The sequence below is a fragment of the Pseudomonas sp. IT-P74 genome (genome assembly GCF_949768175.1).
In the GTDB taxonomy this organism is placed as follows: Bacteria; Pseudomonadota; Gammaproteobacteria; order Pseudomonadales; family Pseudomonadaceae; genus Aquipseudomonas.
Genome location: NZ_CATKQD010000022.1, coordinates 93862 through 113119 on the forward strand (window position 1 = coordinate 93862; position 19258 = coordinate 113119).

Sequence of the window (19258 nt, forward strand, 5' to 3'; positions counted from 1 at the left end):
GGCTTTCAAGATGCCGTTACGGACCCTTGAGACCTGGCCCCACGGCGCAATCATGCTGGACGCAGAGCACACGCGATTCGCGTTGTGGGCGCCAGATGCGTTCTACGTCAGTGTCGAACTGGAAAATGGACAGTCCTTGCCGTTGCTGCCCCAGGCCGACGGCTGGTTCGTGAGCAACACTCGATGTGCGGCGGGTACGCGTTACCGCTACAGCATCGATGGCGAACTGGAAGTGCCCGACCCGGCCTCCCGCGCTCAGGCCGGCGATATCGACCGGCACAGTGTGGTGGTCGATCCGCTGGCCTATGCCTGGCAACACAGCGCCTGGTTGGGACGGCCGTGGAACGAAGCGGTGATCTACGAGCTGCATGTCGGTGCGCTCGGCGGCTTCAGCGCCGTCGAGCAGCATCTGGCGCGGCTGGTCGAACTGGGTGTCACCGCCATCGAACTGATGCCCATCGCGCAGTTTCCCGGTGAGCGCAATTGGGGTTATGACGGCGTCCTGCCCTACGCGCCCCAGGCGTCGTACGGCTCCCCCGAGCAGCTCAAGCATTTGATCGACACCGCCCATGGCCACGGCCTGGCGGTGATTCTCGATGTGGTCTACAACCACTTCGGCCCCGACGGCAATTACCTGCATCGTTATGCCAAGGGCTTTTTTCGCGAGGACAAACACACGCCGTGGGGCGCGGCCATCGACTTGCGCCGTCGCGAAGTACGAGACTTCTTCATCGAAAACGCCTTGATGTGGCTGCTCGAATACCGTTTCGACGGTTTGCGCCTGGACGCGGTGCACGCCATCGAAGATCCGGACTTCCTTCAGGAGCTGGCGCGACGGGTGCGCCAGCAGACGGGACCGACGCGGCACGTGTGGCTGATGGTGGAGAACGAACACAACCAGGCCAGCCTGCTCGAACAGGGTTACGACGCGCAGTGGAACGATGACGGCCACAACGCCCTGCATGTGTTGCTGACCGGCGAAACCGACGCCTATTACGCCGACTACGCGCAAAACCCCACCGAACAACTGGCGCGCTGCCTGAGCCAGGGCTTCGTGTTCCAGGGCCATCTCAATCGCCATGGTGTGGCGCGGGGCGAACCCAGCGGACATCTGCCGCCCAGTGCCTTCATCCTGTTTTTGCAGAACCATGACCAGATCGGCAACCGGGCCTTCGGCGAGCGCCTGCATCAACTTGCCCATCCGCAAGCGCTGCGGGCCGCTACGGTGTTGTTGCTGTTGTCGCCGATGATTCCGCTGCTGTTCATGGGCGACGAGTTTGCCGTCGAACAACCCTTCCTGTATTTCACCAGCCATCACGGTGAATTGGCCAAACAGGTTCGCGACGGCCGGCGCAATGAGTTCGCGGCGTTCAGCACTTTTGCCGACCCGATCCTGCGCGAACAGATTCCTGACCCCAATGATCCGCGGACGTTTGCAGCGTCCCGCCCGGTCCTGCCATTGACCGGTCAGTGCGAGATGCACGACCTGTATCGCCGACTGTTGCAGATCCGTCACCGCCACATCCTCCCGCGCCTGCCAGGCGCCCAGGCTCTGGGCACCGATGTGCTGGGCGAAGGCGCGGTCAGTGCTTGCTGGCGTTTGGGCGATGGCAGCCAACTGCGCATTGACCTGAACCTCAGCGCCAGGCCCGTAGTCCACACCTCACAGACCGGTGCCACGCGGTTGTTCGAATACCCGCCACAGAACCCCGACCTGCCGGCCCCAGACACCCTTGCCCCGTATTGCGCGCTCGTCAGCCTCGCCGCCGCAGCCCCCTTTGCTACCTCGTTTGGAGAGCGTCCATGAGTGATGCGCAACTGGAAATCCTGGCCAGCCGTGCCGGCCTCGCCGTCGACTGGATCGACGCCAACGGCCGCCCGCAAAAAGTCCCGCCGTCCGTGTTGCGCAACGTGTTGACCGGCCTTGGTCATCCGGCCGGCAGTGCCCAGGAAATCGATGCCAGCCTGCTGGAACTGCAAGAGGCGCAACAGACTCATCACTTACCGCCATTGATCACCGCCGATGTCGGGGCGGGCCTGGACCTGGCGCGTTTTTTCGAGCCAGGAACTCCTTGCGAAATCCACCTCGAAGACGGTTCGCGGCTCAACCTGAAACTCGACGCCAAGGCGGTGCTGCCGGGGCTGGTACCGGTCGGCTATCAACAGGTCAGCATCGACGGACAAAACTTCACCCTGGCCGTGGCCCCGGCCCGTTGCTACAGCGTGGCCGATGCCGTGGACAACCCCATCCCGCGTGCCTGGGGCCTGAGCGTGCAGTTGTATGGATTGCGCCGCGCCGGCGATGGCGGATTTGGTGATACACAGGCACTGGAGGACCTCGCCCGGGTGGCCGGCGAGCGTGGCGCCGAGGCACTGGCGATCAGCCCGCTGCATGCGATGTTTTCCAGTGACACCCAACGCTACAGCCCGTACTCGCCGTCCAGCCGTTTGTTTCTCAACAGTCTTTACTGCGCCCCCGGCACCATTCTCGGCGAACGCGCGCTGCGCACCGCCATCGATGCGACCGGTCTGGCCGCTGAACTCAAGGCGCTGGAAGAGCGCACGCTGATTGACTGGCCGGCCGCCGCTGCCGCCAAGCATCGGTTGCTGCAGTCGCTGTACGAAGGTTTCGTCCAGGGTGAACACCCGTTGCACGAAGACTTCAGCAGTTTTCGTCACGCCGCCGGCGAAGCGCTGGAAAACCATTGCCGCTTCGAAGCCATCCAGGAAGCGCGCGCCGCCCGGGGTGAACACCTCGACTGGCGGCAGTGGCCCGAACCCTGGCGTAATCCGCGTAGCGCCGAATTGGCGGCATTTGCCGAGGAGAATGCCGGGCGCATCGGCTTTTTCGCTTTCTGTCAGTGGCTGATCACACGCTGCCTGGAGCGTGCGCAGACCGCCGCCCGCACCAGCGGCATGAGTATCGGCCTGATCGCCGACCTGGCCGTTGGCGCCGATGGTGGCGGCAGCCAGGCCTGGAGCCGTCAGGATGAACTGCTCGCCTCCCTCACCGTCGGAGCACCACCGGACATTCTCAACCGTACTGGCCAGGGCTGGGGGATTTCCGCGTTCTCCCCTGAAGGCCTGGTGCGCAATGGTTTCCGGGCCTTCATCGAAATGCTGCGGGCCAACTTTGCCCACTCCGGTGGCTTGCGCATCGATCACGTCATGGGCTTGCAGCGTTTGTGGGTGATCCCCAATGGTTCGCCGCCGGCCGACGGCGCCTACCTGTATTACCCGGTGGACGATCTGCTGCGTCTGCTGACACTGGAATCCCATCGCCATCAAGCCATCGTCCTCGGCGAAGACCTCGGCACCGTGCCGGACGGCCTGCGGGAAAAACTCATCGCCCGCTCGATGCTGGGCATGCGAGTGTTGCTGTTCGAACAGGACAACACCCACTTCAAGCCGATCCTCGACTGGCCGGACAACGCCCTGGCCACCACCAGCACCCATGACCTGCCGACCCTCAACGGCTGGTGGCATGGCCGCGATATCGACTGGAACGCCCGACTCGGCATGGTCGATGCCAGCGGCGAAATCGAATGGCGCCAGCACCGCGAGCGCGAGCGTGAAGGCCTGCGCCGGGCGTTGAGCCAGGACCCACAGAACTTTCGCGAAGAGTCCCACGAAACCGACCAGGTGCTCGATGCCAGCGTGCGTTTTCTTGGTCATACCCGGGCCCCCTTGGTGCTGCTACCGCTGGAAGATGCCCTTGGCGTCGAACAGCAAGCCAACCTGCCCGGCACCACCGACACCCACCCCAACTGGTCGCGGCGCTTGCCCGGTTACAGCGAAGCCCTGCTCGATGGAGCGGATGCCGCACGACGCCTGGAGTTGCTCGCCTGTGCGCGACTCCAGGCGGCCGAGCGTGATCGATGACCCAGGTGCCGACCCGTCCACTGCGCGCCACCTTGCGCCTGCAATTTCACAAAGGCTTCACGCTCGAAGATGCGGTGCCACTGGTGCCGTATTTCGCCCGCCTCGGCATCAGCCATGTCTACGCCTCCCCGCTGCTTCGTGCCCGCGCCGGGTCGATGCATGGCTACGACGTTGTGGACCCGACCAGGGTCAACCCGGAACTGGGCGGTGAGGCGGCGCTGCGCAGCCTGGTCACTGCCCTGCACGGGCACAACATGGGCTTGATCCTCGACGTTGTCTCCAACCACATGGCGGTCGGCGGCAGTGACAATCCCTGGTGGCTGGATTTGCTGGAGTGGGGACGCCTGAGCCCCTACGGCGAGTTTTTCGATATCCAGTGGCACTCACCCGATCCGTTGATGGAAGGCCAGTTGCTCCTGCCGTTTCTGGGCAGCGACTACGGCGTCGCGCTGCAGGACGGCACCCTGCCCCTGCGATTCGATGCCTGGCACGGCAGCTTCCATGTCGAGCATTACGAACACCGCTTTCCCATTTGCCCAAGCGATTATGGGGAGCTACTCAGGACCGATGCACCGCTCGATACGCAACAGGCCGAACAACTGAAATACCTCGCCGATCGCTTCAGCACCCTGCGCTACCAGACCGATGCCCACAGTCTGGCCCTGCCGCTTAAAGCGGAACTTCGCGATCTGGTCAGTGATCCGGCCCTTGCCCAGGCCATCGAGCAACACCTGAGCAACTACGACTCACTGACCGGCGAAGGCTTCCAGCGCCTGCACAACCTGCTGGAGCGCCAGAGCTATCGCCTCGCCAGTTGGCGCACCGCTGCCGATGACATCAACTGGCGGCGCTTCTTCGATATCAATGAACTGGGCGGGCTGCGCGTCGAGCGTCCCGCCGTGTTCGAAGCCACCCACGCGAAAATCTTCCAACTGGTGGCTGAGGGGCTGATCGACGGCTTGCGCATCGACCACATCGACGGCCTCGCCGATCCCCGGGGCTACTGCCGAAAACTGCGCCGCCGGGTCGACAGCCTGTCAGCGGGCCGCCACCTGCCCATCTATGTCGAAAAGATTCTCGGCGAAGGCGAAGCCCTGCATCGCGACTGGTCGGTGGATGGCACCACCGGCTACGAATTCATGAACCAGGTGTCACTGCTGCAACAGGATCCAAGGGGCGCGCAGACATTGGCCGAGCTCTGGCACCGCCACAGCGAGCGGCCCGCCAACTTCTGCCAGGAAGCACAACTGGCCCGCCAGCAAATCCTCAACGGTTCCCTGGCCGGAGATTTCGAAAGCGTTGCCCACGCCTTACTCCAAGTGGCCCGGGACAACCTCATGAGCCGCGACCTGACCCTCGGCGCCATTCGCCGGGCCTTGCAGGCGCTGATCGTGCATTTTCCGGTGTACCGCACCTACATCGGCCCCCTTGGCCGGTCGGCCCAGGACGAGGCGTTTTTCCGCCAGGCCATGGACGGTGCCCGTCAAACCCTCGGCGAAGCGGACTGGCCGGTGCTCGACTGTCTGGCCGGCTGGCTCGGCGGTGAACCCTGGCGGCAGCGCCCGGCCGGTCGCGAGCGCAAACGCCTGAAGCACGCCTGCGTACGTTTCCAGCAACTGACCTCGCCGACGGCGGCGAAAGCGGTGGAAGACACCGCACTCTATCGTTCGGCCGTCCTGCTCTCGCGCAATGACGTTGGTTTCAACACCGAACAGTTCAGCGCACCGCTCGCCGACTTTCACCAGGCCTGCATCGAACGCCTCGACACCTTCCCGGACAATCTGCTGGCCAGCGCCACCCACGACCACAAACGCGGCGAAGATTCACGGGCGCGGCTGGCGGTACTCAGCGAGCGCAGCCACTGGTACGCCGACCAGATCGGCCTGTGGCGCGCCCTCGCCCGGCCCTTGCGCAACGACGATCAAATGCCGTCGACGGGGGATGAATTGATTCTGTACCAGGCGATCCTCGGCAGCTGGCCGCTGGCGCTGGGGATCGATCATCCACCGGCCCTCGAGGACTACGCAAAACGCCTGTGGCTTTGGCAACGCAAGGCCCTGCGCGAAGCCAAACTGCAAAGCAGCTGGAGCGCACCCAATGACCCCTACGAGCAAGCGACCGAGGACTTCATCCAGCATCTGTTGCTCAGCCCCGAAGGCGAACTGTTGCGTACGGCCCTTGCCAAGGCTGCCCGCTCGATTGCCGTCCCCGGCGCACTCAACGGTTTGGCGCAAACCTTGCTGCGCATGACCGTGCCCGGTGTACCGGATTTGTATCAGGGCAACGATTTCTGGGACTTCAGCCTGGTCGACCCGGACAACCGTCGCCCCGTGGATTACGCCAGCCGCCAGCAGGCATTGCAGCAAACGGTGGACCTGCCAGACCTGTTGCTGAACTGGCGTGACGGGCGCATCAAGCAAGCCTTGATTGCGCGCACCCTGAGCCTGCGTGCCGAGCATGCCGAGCTGTTTCGGCGTGGCACTTACAAGGCCCTGGAAGTGGTGGGCAGCGAGGCCCATCGAGTGCTGGGTTTTGTCCGTGAACGGGGGGGGAATCGCGCCATCGTGATTGTGCCGATACGTTGTGCCGAACTGCTGGAAAACGGTGCCGACCCACTGGTCCACGCGCCGCTGTGGGGCGATACCCGGGTCAAGCTGCCGTTCACCGTCCCTGACGAACATCTGCAGGGACTTTTTTCCGGCATCACAGTCACAAAACACAGGGAGCTGCCGATCAGCACCGCGCTGGGGGATTTCCCGGTCAATCTCATTTTTCAAACTGCCCACACTTGAGTTCAGTTCAGGAGCATTGCGATGAGTACCGACGATAAACGCATCCGCGAATTTGCCTATCAGATCTGGGAATCCGAAGGCAAACCCGAAGGCCAGGAAGCCCGCCACTGGGACATGGCGTGCAAACTGGCGGAAGCCGAAGCACTGGCCCCGAAAAAGTCCACGAAGGCCCCCGCCAGCAAGGCAGCGCCGAAGAAAACCGGCGACGCAAAACTCAGCCCGGACAAGACCCTCAATGGCAAGACCGCCGCGCCGAAAGCCAAGGCCAAACCTGCGGTAGCTTCGAAAGTCATCCCGCCCGGAGAAAAGGCCGCCGAGAAAAAGCCCCGGGCTGCGCGAAAACCGCCGGCGGTTTGAGGCGCACGCCGTTTGACCTGATTGAAGGGGTGCCGAGTCCGCTTGCCACGTTGGGTAATGCTCGCCCTGAAAAACTGTGGGAGCGAGCCTGCTCGCGATATCGGTCCACCATCCAACACCCATGTGGACTGACACACCGCTATCGCGAGCAAGCTCGCTCCCACAGGTTGCAGTACAGACAAGTATTTGTGGGAGTACCTATGACCAGTCCGAAGAAAGCCGCGCCAGCCCCCCGCGCCGAAGCCACACGAATCCGCGAAGGCCTGCCCTTTCCGCTGGGTGCCACCTGGGATGGTCTGGGAGTCAACTTCGCCCTGTTTTCCGCCCACGCCACCAAGGTTGAACTGTGCCTGTTCGACGACGCCGGCGAGGTGGAACTCGAACGCATCGAACTGCCCGAATACACCGACGAGATCTACCACGGCTACCTGCCCGACGCCCATCCGGGACTGATCTACGGCTATCGCGTCTACGGCCCCTACGACCCGGCCAACGGCCATCGCTTCAACCCCAACAAACTGCTGATCGACCCCTACGCCAAACAACTGGTCGGCAAACTGAAATGGTCCGAAGCGCTGTTCGGCTACACCATCGGCCACCCCGACGCCGATCTCAGCTTCGATGAACGGGACAGCGCGCCCTTCGTACCCAAATGCAAGGTCATCGACCCGGCTCACACCTGGGGCCACGATCATCGGGTCAGCGTGCCGTGGGACAGGACGATCATTTATGAAACCCATGTGCGCGGCTTCAGCATGCGTCACCCTGCCGTTCCCGAAAACCTGCGCGGCACCTTTGCCGGGTTGATGGTCGATGATGTGGTGGAGCACATCCGCAAGCTCGGCGTGTCGACCGTGGAGTTGCTGCCGATCCACGCGTTCGTCAATGACCAGCACTTGCTGCACAAGGGCATGACCAATTACTGGGGCTACAACAGCATTGCGTTCTTCGCCCCCGACCCACGCTACCTGGCCAGCGGCAAGATCGCCGAATTCAAGGAAATGGTCGCGCACCTGCACGAGGCCAACCTGGAGGTGATCCTCGACGTGGTCTACAACCACACCGCCGAGGGCAACGAGCAAGGCCCGACCCTGTCCATGCGCGGTATCGACAACGCGTCCTACTACCGCCTCAAGCCCGACGACAAGCGCTTCTATATCAACGATTCCGGCACCGGCAACACCCTGGACCTGAGCCACCCGTGCGTGCTGCAAATGGTCACCGACTCCCTGCGCTACTGGGCCTCGGAAATGCACGTGGACGGTTTCCGCTTCGACCTGGCGACCATTCTGGGGCGTTATCACGACGGTTTCGACGAACGCCACAGTTTCCTGGTGGCCTGCCGCCAGGACCCGGTGCTGCGCCAGGTCAAACTGATTGCCGAACCCTGGGACTGCGGCCCCGGCGGTTATCAGGTCGGCAATTTCCCGCCGGGCTGGGTCGAGTGGAACGACAAGTTCCGCGACACCGTGCGCGCCTTCTGGAAAGGCGACGACGGCCAACTGGCGGACTTTGCCAGCCGCCTGACCGCTTCGGGCGAGATGTTCAATCAACGTGGTCGGCGGCCTTACTCATCGGTCAACTTCGTCACCGCCCACGACGGCTTCACCCTCAACGACCTGGTGTCGTACAACGGCAAGCACAACGAAGCCAACGACGAAAACAATCAGGACGGCAGCAACAACAACCTGTCCTGGAACCACGGCGTCGAAGGCCCTACCGACGATCCCGAGATCAACGCGCTGCGCCATCGGCAGATGCGCAATTTCTTCGCCACCCTGCTGCTGGCCCAAGGCACGCCGATGCTGGTGGCCGGCGACGAGTTCGCCCGAACCCAGGACGGCAACAACAATGCGTACTGCCAGGACAGCGAAATCGGCTGGGTCAACTGGGACCTCAGCGAAGACGGCAAGGCCCTGCTCAAGTTCGTCAAACGCCTGATCAAGTTGCGCCTGACCTACCCGGTCCTGAGGCGCGGGCGTTTCCTGGTGGGCAATTACAACGAGGACATCGGCGTCAAGGACGTGACCTGGCTGGCGCCGGACGGTACGCAAATGACCACCGAGCATTGGCACGATGCGCACAATCGATGCCTGGGCATGCTGCTCGATGGCCGCGCCCAGGAAACCGGCATTCGCCGCAAAGGCGTCGACGCGACGTTGATGCTGGTGGTCAACGCGCATCACGACATCGTCAATTTCCGGCTGCCGGAAGTGCCTGACGGCGGTTTCTGGACGTGCATGATCGACACCAACCAGCCGGCGATCCGCGGCCAGGAGCGCTTCGAGTTTGGCCACGAGTACTCGGTCACCGGCCGCTCGTTGCTGCTGTTCGAGTTGCAGCATGAGGAAGAAGAGTAAAAAAACCTACAGGCATTTATGGTCGCAACACCGCAGAGCGGAAAAATCATTCTGGACAGGTTCGCGACGCGACGAACAGCGTTACATGAGCAATACTCGATTCGCGGCAATCCGGAGTCTGGCTTGTCGCACGGCTATCAACGAGCCCTCACGGGTCTGCCGGGCTTGTCCCGTGCACGACTGAAGGCGACGCAGAACAAGGACGTATCCACCATGAAATCCGTTTCCCTGAGCGAAGCCAGCCTGCCATCACAGATCTGGAACAGCGCCCCGCAACTGGACAGTATTCCGGTCATCAGTACCCAGTCGCTGGTGCCTACCGGCGCACGCGCGGTGCTCATTGCCCCGCACCCCGGCGATGAGGTCGTGACCTGCGGCGGCCTGCTGCAGTTGCTCAGTAACCTCGGCCACCCGCTGCAATTGATCTCGATCACCGACGGCAGCGCCAGCCATCCGGGCTCTCGGCAGTGGTCGGAAAAACGCCTCAGCGTATTTCGTCCCCAGGAAAGCGTCGAAGCCATCCGCCGACTCGGGTTGCCGATGCACAGCCTGAAGTGGATTCGTGGCGGGTTTACCGACAACGCCCTGGTGGAACACGAAGATCAGATCGCCCAATTCATCATGCGCTACCTTCGCCCCGGTGATGTGGTGTTCAGCACCTGGCGCCAGGACGGCAACGTCGACCACGACACCGTTGGCCGCGCCAGCGCCAGGGCGGCGGCCGCTATCGGGGCCACCTACAACGATGTACCGTTTTGGGCCTGGCACTGGCCGGCACGGGACCGGGAGCTGATTCCCTGGCACCGTGCCCGCAAGGTGCGCCTCGATACCTGGACCGTCGCCCGCAAGAGCCACGCCACCCATGCCTACGCCAGTCAACTGGACGGCGAACCGGCCATCGGCCTCGCGCCGTCGCTGCCCCGACCGCTGCTGGAGCGTATCCGTTTGCCTTATGAAGTCGTGTTGGTATGAACTCATCGATTATCGGTTCGACTCAGCCCATCGGACTGAACTGACTGCCGTCGCATCAGTCGCATACATAAGCAGCCCTGAGTCAGAGGAGTGTAAGTGGCCAGTCATTCAAAACGGCAGGCAGCCGAATCGACACCCTTGAACACGCCCCCGGCGATTCATCGGCTTCGGGTGCTGACGGTCAACACCCATAAGGGGTTTACCGCACTCAACCGGCGTTTCGTCCTCCCCGAGTTGCGTGAAGCGGTGCGCAGTACGTCGGCAGACCTGGTGTTTCTGCAAGAAGTCGTCGGCGAGCACGAGCGCCACTCCTCCCGCTACAACGATTGGCCACAAACCTCGCAGTATGAATTCCTCGCCGACAGCATGTGGAGCGACTTCGCCTATGGGCGCAATGCCGTCTATCCCGACGGTCACCATGGCAATGCCCTGCTGTCGAAATACCCGATCCGCGAGTATCGAAACCTCGATGTTTCCATTACCGGCCCGGAACGCCGTGGCCTGCTGCACTGCGTGCTGGATGTGCCGGGGCATAGCGAAGTGCATGCCATCTGCGTTCACCTCAGCCTGCTGGAAAGCCATCGTCAGTTGCAGTTGCAGTTGCTCTGTCAGCTCCTCGAATCCTTGCCGGATGATGCGCCGGTTATCATTGCCGGCGACTTCAACGACTGGCAGATGCAGGGCAATGCCGCCCTTGCCCGCCGCCACTACTTGCACGAAGCCTTCGAACGCCACCTTGGGCGTCCGGCCAAAACCTACCCCGCACGGTTTCCCTTGCTGCGCCTGGACCGCGTCTACCTGCGCAACGCCAGCAGCCATGAGCCGAAAATACTGGGAAACAAGCCCTGGACGCACCTGTCTGACCATTTGCCGCTGGCGGTGGAAGTGCATCTCTGAATCACGGCCATTCATTGCCAGGTGTCGGCGTCGACTGCACCGGCCCCTTCGCGAGCAGGCTCGCTCCCACACTGGATTGATGTCGTACTCAAAACCCGTATGGGAGCGAGCCTGCTCGCGAATAGCAGCAGCACTGCCGACTTCGGATCAGCCCTGCGGCCTTAACATCAACACCGCCAACGGCGGCAAATTCAGCACCAGCGACAACGCCTGGCCATGGCTCGGCGCTTCCTCGGCAACCGCCCCGCCACTGTTGCCGTAGTTGGAACCGGCATAGATGGACGAATCGCTGTTGAACACCTCGTTCCACTGCCCGGCAAACGGCACCCCGACGCGATAAGCTTCCCGTGGCACCGGCGTAAAGTTGGCCACCACCAGCACCGGTTCGCCATCCTTGCTCCAGCGCATCCACGCATAAACGCTGTTGATCGCGTCATCGCCGATCAGCCATTGGAATCCCTGTGGCACATCGTCCTGCTCATGCAGCGCCGGCGCTTCGCGGTACAAGCGGTTGAGGTCGGCCACCAGTTTCTGCACACCTTTGTGCTCGGGGTATTGCAACAGGTACCAGTCCAGTTGCTGGTCATGGTTCCATTCGCGCCACTGGCCGAACTCGCAGCCCATGAACAACAGCTTCTTGCCCGGATGCGCCCACATGAAACTCAGGTAGGCCCGCAGGTTGGCGAATTTCTGCCAGCGATCACCGGGCATCTTGTCGATCAATGAGTGTTTGCCGTGCACCACTTCATCGTGGGAGATCGGCAGGATGAAGCGCTCTGACCACGCATACACCAGGCCGAAACTCAGCTCGTTGTGGTGATGGGCGCGGTACACCGGGTCTTGCTGGATGTAATGCAGCGAATCGTGCATCCAGCCCATGTTCCATTTGTAGGCAAAGCCCAGGCCGCCCTGTTGCGTGGCCTGGCTGACACCCGGCCATGCGGTGGATTCCTCGGCGATCACCAGCGCCCCGGGCGCCTCGAGGGCCACTACGTCATTGAGGTGGCGCAGGAAGTCGATGGCTTCAAGGTTCTCTCGCCCGCCATGGCGGTTCGGCACCCACTCGCCGGCCTTGCGCGAGTAGTCGCGGTACAGCATCGAGGCCACCGCATCGACCCGCAGGCCGTCGACATGAAAATGCTTGAGCCAGTGCAGCGCCGACGCCAGCATGTAGCCGTGCACTTCGGTGCGGCCCAGGTTGTAGATGAGTGTGTCCCAGTCCTGGTGGAACCCTTCCTGCGGGTTGCCGTACTCGTACAGCGCCGTGCCGTCGAACTGGGCCAGGCCGTGGATATCGGTGGGAAAATGCGCCGGTACCCAATCGAGAATCACCCCGAGTTCGGCCTGGTGGCAGGCGTTGATGAACGCGGCGAACTGGTCCGGCGTGCCATAGCGCGCACTCGGCGCGAATTGCGACAGCAACTGATAACCCCACGAACCGCCGAAGGGGTGTTCCATGATCGGCATCAGTTCGATGTGGGTGAAGCCCAGGTCTTTGACATAGGGAATCAGCCGCTCGGTCAATTCGGGCCAGGTGTACTGGCGCGCCACTTCGCCCAGGTCGTCCAGCTCGCATTGCCACGAGCCGGCGTGCAATTCGTAGATCGACAACGGCGCCGTCACCCGCTGACGGTCGCCCCGGGACATCATCCAGTCCTGGTCCAGCCAGTCGATGTTCAACGGCGAGGCGACTTTAGAGGCGGTGTCCGGTGGCAGACTGGTGGCCAGCGCCACGGGATCGGCCTTCAACGGCAGGATGCCGTGGGCGCCGAGGATTTCGTATTTGTAGGTGTCCCCGGCTTGCAGGCGCGGGATGAACAACTCCCAGACGCCGGTGGGATGACGTAGGCGCATCGGATGCCGGCGCCCGTCCCAGACGTTGAAATCGCCGACCACCGAGACCCGCCGGGCATTCGGCGCCCACACGGCGAAACGCACGCCGTCGACGCCGTCCACGGTCTTGAGTTGCGCGCCCAGGCACGCGCTGAGGTCGCGGTGATTGCCTTCGGCAAACAGGTACAAATCCATTTCGCCCAACAACGGGCCGAAGCTGTAAGGATCTTCTGCGGTCTGCTCGCCGCCGGCCCAATGGGTACGCAGCAGATACGCCTGCGCATGCTGGAAATGCCCGACGAACAACCCCGGCGTCTGCGTGGTTTCAAGTTGACCCAGCTCCTCGCCGGAGTCCCTGGCCAACACCTGGACACTCAGGGCGCCCGGCAGGTACGCGCGAATGAATTGCCCGCCGGCACCATCGGCGTGGGGGCCGAGTATGGCGAAAGGATCGATATGCTCGGCACGCACCAATGCATCGATATCCCGTGCGCTGGGCAGCAGCGTTTCTTTGTGATGACCCTGTTCCTTGTTCGAGACACTCATGACTACTCTCCACCAAGATCGGAAAAGGGTTTAAGCCCACTCAATAATCCATATAAACCGTGCAACGGCACGGGCAACCAGGCGGGGCGATTTTCCGCCTCATAAGCCACTTCATACGCCGCCTTCTCCAGCCCGAACAACGCCAGCGCGGCCTCCTCGCCTTCGGGATCTTGCCATGCATGGGCAAGACTGGCTGCCGCCAGCCGATAAGCGTCGACAAATGCTTGCCGCGCCTCGCTCAAGTAGCGATCGGTGACCCGCAAGCGCGCAGCATCGGCCGCTGCGGTGTTGTCGACGCTCTGCACATTGATCGCCATCGCCGCCGCATAGTCGAAGGAACGCAGCACACCGCTGACATCCTTGTACGGGCTGTGTTTGCCCCGTCGTTCATGCAATGGCCGGGCCGGCTCGCCTTCGAAGTCGATCAGGTAGGCATCGCCCTTGATCACCAGCACCTGCCCCAGATGCAGGTCGCCGTGTACACGAATGCGCAAGCCGCCCGCGGTCTTTTTGCCCAACGCTTGAACATGGCCGAGGATGGCTTTCCTGTTGTCCAGTAAACGGCCGACCAGGGTCTGGTCCGCCGAATTCAGTTGATTCTTATGCTGCTTGAGCAAGTTCAGCGCGTGCTCGATTTGCGCCGTAACATCCCTGGCCGAGGCCAGCGCCTCTTTCTGCGTGGTGACCTGGGGCAAGAAGTCCGGGTTGGCACTGGGCGCCGCCAGCACCTGATGCATTTCCCCCAGGCGCTGACCGAGCATAGCGGCGAAATCTTTCAGTTCGCCGAGCGCGTTGTAATGTTGCTCCTGCTCGGACACGGCGTCGGCCAGTTCATCGCGTAGCGCCCGCTCGAGGTTATTCTGCGTCCATTCCCAGGCGTCACCCTGGTTGTTCAGATAGCCTTGGGCGATCATCAGCAAATTGTCTTCGCCCGCCCCGTCCCGGCGCACCACGGCCCCCAGCAACGGCGAAATATTGCTGAACCCGGCTTCGGTCAGGTACGCACTCATTTCAAGCTCAGGGTGCACACCGGAGGCGACCTTGCGGATCAGCTTCAGCACCAGGCTGTTGCCGATCACCACCGAGCTGTTGGACTGTTCGGCGGACAGATAACGTACCGGCGACTCGGCATTGAGGCCGAGTTTTTCCAGCTCCGCGGTGGACTCGAAGCGGATGTCGCCATCGCTGGAGGCCAACACGGTACCGGCCTGAATGCCCTGCAATACGGCGTGCACAAAGGTGTCCAGGCTGAAGGCATCGGTGATCAGGCCGACCTGGCGTCCGCGCCGTACCCGTGACAATGCCAACTGCTGCGGCAACGGAGTACCGACCTGATCTTCCGAGATGAAGCCAAACGGCAACTGGTAACGGCTGCTCTGACCACCACTGGTGACATTGATCTCACTGAACAGCACCGGATGCTGCGGATCACCGAAGCGCACGCCATAGACCATATCGACCTGTTCGATGGCGGCGTCCTTGCCAGCGAACCAGCGACGGTTTTGCAGCCAGCTGGGCAGAATGCTTTGTTCCAGCGTGGTGCGCGACGGCGCCTCCAGCAGTTCCTCCATGCGCTTTTTCAGCACCAGCGTGGTGAAGTCCGGCAGGCCTTGTGCGGGCTCCACGTGCCAGCTCGGCATCTGGTTTTCCGCGGCAAGGCCGAACCAGTAGAAGCCGTAAGGCGCCAGCGTCAGGAGGAAATTCAACTGGCCGATGGGGGGGAACGCGTTACCCCCGAGCATTTCCACCGGCACCATGCCGACGTAGGCCGACAGATCCAGCTCGGCGGCCTGGGCACTGCGCGACACGTTGGCCACGCACAGAATGACTTCGTGCTTGCCGTCCACTCCGGTGTATTCACGGGTGTAGGCCAGAATCCGCCGGTTGCTCGGCGACAGCATCTTCAACGTACCGCGTCCGAAGGCCTTGGATTGCTTGCGCACGGCGAGCAGACGCCGGGTCCAGTTGAGCAGAGAATGCGGATCGCCGGCCTGGGTTTCGACGTTGACCGACAGGTAGCCATATTGCGGGTCCATGATCGGCGGCAGCACCAGGCTCGCCGGGTCGGCCCGGGAGAAACCGCCGTTGCGGTCGATGGACCATTGCATCGGCGTACGCACACCGTCGCGGTCGCCGAGGTAGATGTTGTCGCCCATGCCGATTTCGTCGCCGTAATACAGGGTCGGCGTGCCGGGCATGGACAACAGCAGGCTGTTGAGCAGCTCGACCCGGCGGCGGTCGCGCTCCATCAGTGGCGCCAGGCGACGGCGAATCCCCAGGTTGATCCGCGCGCGACGGTCGGCGGCGTAGTAATTCCACAGGTAGTCGCGTTCCTTGTCGGTGACCATCTCCAGGGTCAGCTCATCGTGGTTGCGCAGGAAGATTGCCCACTGGCAGTTGGCGGGAATGTCCGGGGTCTGGCGCAGAATGTCGGTAATCGGGAAGCGATCTTCCTGGGCCAGCGCCATGTACATGCGCGGCATCAACGGGAAGTGAAAGGCCATGTGGCATTCGTCGCCGTTCAGGCCTTTCTTGTCGGTATCGCCGAAGTACAGCTGTGTGTCCTCCGGCCATTGATTGGCCTCGGCCAGCAGCATGCGGTCGGGGTAGTTGGCGTCGATTTCGGCACGGATCTGTTTCAGGACGTCGTGGGTTTCCGGAAGGTTCTCGTTGTTGGTGCCGTCACGCTCGATCAGGTAGGGAATGGCGTCCAGGCGCAATCCGTCGATGCCCATGTCGAGCCAGTAACGCATCACCGACAGCACCGCTTTCATGACTTGCGGGTTATCGAAGTTCAGGTCCGGCTGGTGGGAGTAGAAACGGTGCCAGAAGTACTGGCCAGCCACCGGATCCCAGGTCCAGTTGGACTTCTCGGTGTCGAGGAAAATGATGCGGGTGCCGTCGTATTTATGATCGTCATCGGACCACACATAGAAGTCCCGCGCCGCCGATCCGGGTTTGGCCTTGCGCGCCCGTTGGAACCAGGCGTGCTGGTCGGAGGTGTGGTTGATGACCAGTTCGGTGATCACCCGCAGGCCGCGCTTGTGCGCCTCGGCAATGAAACGCCTGGCATCGGCCAGGGTGCCGTAGTCGGTATGTACGCCGCGGTACTCGGCGATGTCATAACCGTCGTCGCGCCGTGGCGAGGGATAGAACGGCAACAGCCAGATGGTGTTGACGCCCAGGTCGGCGATGTAGTCGAGCTTGGCGATGAGGCCGGGAAAGTCGCCAATCCCGTCGTTATTGGAGTCGAAATACGATTTGACGTGGACTTGATAGATCACCGCGTCCTTGTACCAGAGCGGGTCCTTGATGAACGTGGCTGCCTTGGGTTTCTTCGCCATGTGAAACTCCTGGTGAATTCGATAAAGCCGCTGGACCGTTCGCCTGCCTCGAACGCGATGACTTGCCTGTGGGAGCGAGCTTGCTCACGATGACAATTGAACATTCAACAAAAAAGTTGCCCACAAAATTGCTATCGCGAGCAAGCTCGCTCCCACAGGTTTTGCGTTTAAACAGTTATCCTCCAAATCCCGAACGGCTGATACGCCGGGTCGATCCGCATGAATTGCTGCTTGCCATGCCAGGTCCAGCGATGGCCATTCATCAGGTCCTCGCCGTGGGTGCTGGCGTAGTCCGGCAAGCCCATTTCCCACAGCGGCAACTCGAAGTTCGCCTCCTGCACGTTGTGCGGATCGAGGCTGACCGCCACCAGGATGAAATTGCCTCCATCGGCGCTGCGTTTGCCGAAGTACAGGATGTTGTCGTTCCAGGCGTTGTAGACCTTCAGGCCCAGATGCGTGTGCAGCGCCGGGTTCTGCCGACGGATACGGTTGAGTTGGGCGATCTCGGCAATGATGTTGTCCGGCGCGTTGAAGTCCCTGGGGCGGATCTCGTACTTCTCGGAGTCAAGGTACTCCTCCTTGCCCGGCACCGGTGCCGACTCGCACAACTCGAAACCCGAGTACATGCCCCACAGGCCAGAGCCCATGGTCGCCAGCACGGCGCGGATGAGAAACCCGGGGCGCCCGGATTCGTGGAGGAACGCCGGGTTGATGTCCGGTGTATTGACGAAAAAGTTCGGCCGGTAGCATTCGCGCCAGGGCGACTCGTTGAGTTCAGTGAAGTAGGTCGCCAGTTCGACCTTGGTGTTGCGCCAGGTGAAATAGGTGTAGCTCTGGGAATAACCGACCTTGCCCAGGCGCGCCATCATTGCCGGGGTGGTGAAGGCTTCGGCAAGGAAGATCACCTCGGGGTACAGCGCCCGTACATCGGCGATCAGCCACTGCCAGAACGGCAACGGCTTGGTGTGCGGGTTATCGACGCGGAAAATCTTCACGCCCTCCTCGACCCAGCCGACCACGATGTCGCGCAGTTCCACCCACAGGCTCGGAATTGCATCCGGGGCATAGAAGTCGACGTTGACGATGTCCTGGTACTTCTTCGGCGGGTTCTCCGCATACTTGATCGTGCCGTCCGGCCGCCAGTTGAACCAGCCCGGGTGCTGCTTGAGCCACGGATGGTCCTGGGAGCACTGGATGGCAAAATCCAGGGCGATTTCCAGGCCATGGGCCGCGGCGGCCGCCACCAGTCGGCGGAAGTCTTCGCGGGTGCCCAACTGCGAGTGAATCGCCTCGTGACCGCCCTCCTCGCTGCCAATCGCATAGGGGCTGCCCGGATCATCGGGGCCCGCCGTCAGCGAATTGTTCGGGCCCTTGCGGTAGCTGCGCCCGATCGGGTGGATCGGCGGAAAATACAGCACGTCGAAGCCCATGTCCTGGATCATCGCCAGCCGCGAATGCACGTCATTGAAGGTGCCATGGCGCGCCGGGCTGTCGGTGATCGAACGCGGGAACAATTCATACCAACTGGCGAACTGCGCCAGTTCGCGCTCCACATCCACCGGGTACTCCGGGCTCAGGCTCAAGTAGGCGCGATGATCGACGCGGGCCATGAGGTCGGCGCTACGCGGGTGCAAAAACAGTGCAATCTGCTCGGTTTCAAGCAGCCCTGACAGTTCATGGTGCAACGCCGCCAGTTGCTCGCTGAGATGCCCTTCGCTGCGTTCGGCGGCTTGTTGCACATGAATCCGCCCTTCCTGCAATTCCAGGCTGACTGGAACGGCAGCCGCATGTTTCTTTTCCAGCTCGTAGCAAAAACTGGCGAACTGATCGATCCAGGCTTCGATACAGAACAGATAACGGCCCTGGCTGGCGACCCGGAACTGCCCTTGCCAACCGTTGTTACCCAGGTCGTGCATGGCTGCGCTTTGCCAGGCGCCCTCGTCTTCGGCCCGCCAGCGCACGCGAACCGCCAGCTTGTCATGCCCGTCGGCGAAGACCTTGGCCGTCACCACTACGTCCTGCCCCACCACGGCCTTGACCGCGAATTGTCCGCCCTCAAGGGTCGGCATGATGTTTTCAATGACGATACGTGGCAGCAACAGCGCCTGCGACAGCGGCATGTGCGGGTTGTAGCTCAACTCAGTCGGTTTTTCAGCCGTCATCGAGCCTCTCTCCTTACGCCCCATGGACGCGCTTGTGTCTGGTCGCCACCCCGCCGGGCGATCCGCCCCGGAATGCACTCACTTAGGTTCCGAGCGACAGCCGCCGGGAAAGT

10 protein-coding genes are annotated in these 19258 nt (G+C 62.3%); 7 read left to right on the plus strand and 3 right to left on the minus strand.

From position 1 onward, the window contains the following. The first annotated feature begins 10 nt into the window (after positions 1-10). The 7 genes from treZ (at position 11) to ACM6J5_RS14435 (ending at position 11260) form a co-directional block, all read left to right on the plus strand. On the plus strand, positions 11-1807 hold the full coding sequence (gene treZ, locus ACM6J5_RS14405) for a malto-oligosyltrehalose trehalohydrolase (protein WP_414928782.1): 1797 nt from the start codon (positions 11-13) through the stop codon (positions 1805-1807). Continuing rightward, entirely contained in the window at positions 1804-3882 is a 2079-nt protein-coding gene (malQ, locus tag ACM6J5_RS14410) for a 4-alpha-glucanotransferase (protein ID WP_414928783.1), read from the plus strand. Before treZ ends, malQ begins: the two co-directional genes overlap by 4 nt. Beyond that, positions 3879-6674 carry a malto-oligosyltrehalose synthase gene (locus ACM6J5_RS14415; protein ID WP_414928784.1) on the plus strand — a complete coding sequence of 932 codons (2796 nt, stop codon included), beginning with the start codon at positions 3879-3881 and terminating at the stop codon, positions 6672-6674. The genes malQ and ACM6J5_RS14415 overlap by 4 nt, the downstream gene beginning before the upstream one ends. A 21-nt stretch (positions 6675-6695) precedes the next feature. Continuing rightward, positions 6696-7031, plus strand: coding sequence for a DUF2934 domain-containing protein (locus tag ACM6J5_RS14420; protein WP_095943589.1), 336 nt, complete (start codon positions 6696-6698; stop codon positions 7029-7031). 200 nt (positions 7032-7231) lie between these two features. Beyond that, positions 7232-9391, plus strand: coding sequence for a glycogen debranching protein GlgX (gene glgX, locus ACM6J5_RS14425; RefSeq protein WP_414928785.1), 2160 nt, complete (start codon positions 7232-7234; stop codon positions 9389-9391). A 213-nt stretch (positions 9392-9604) separates the two neighbouring features. Then, positions 9605-10363, plus strand: a complete 759-nt coding sequence (locus ACM6J5_RS14430) for a PIG-L deacetylase family protein (protein WP_095943606.1) — start codon at positions 9605-9607, stop codon at positions 10361-10363. A gap of 96 nt (positions 10364-10459) precedes the next feature. Then, positions 10460-11260, plus strand: coding sequence for an endonuclease/exonuclease/phosphatase family protein (locus ACM6J5_RS14435; RefSeq protein ID WP_150672902.1), 801 nt, complete (start codon positions 10460-10462; stop codon positions 11258-11260). A gap of 147 nt (positions 11261-11407) precedes the next feature. Here the strand turns inward: ACM6J5_RS14435 and glgB are convergent, their stop codons facing one another. From glgB to ACM6J5_RS14450, 3 genes are all read right to left on the minus strand, one after another. Further along, positions 11408-13639 (minus strand): 1,4-alpha-glucan branching protein GlgB, encoded by a 2232-nt coding sequence (gene glgB, locus ACM6J5_RS14440; RefSeq protein ID WP_414928786.1) that lies wholly within the window; start codon positions 13637-13639, stop codon positions 11408-11410. A gap of 2 nt (positions 13640-13641) precedes the next feature. Then, positions 13642-16983, minus strand: a complete 3342-nt coding sequence (treS, locus tag ACM6J5_RS14445) for a maltose alpha-D-glucosyltransferase (RefSeq protein WP_414928787.1) — start codon at positions 16981-16983, stop codon at positions 13642-13644. Positions 16984-17150: 167 nt separating this feature from the next. Continuing rightward, a complete protein-coding gene (locus tag ACM6J5_RS14450; protein ID WP_414928788.1) occupies positions 17151-19145 on the minus strand; it encodes an alpha-1,4-glucan--maltose-1-phosphate maltosyltransferase in 1995 nt (664 codons plus the stop codon). Positions 19146-19258: the final 113 nt, after the last annotated feature.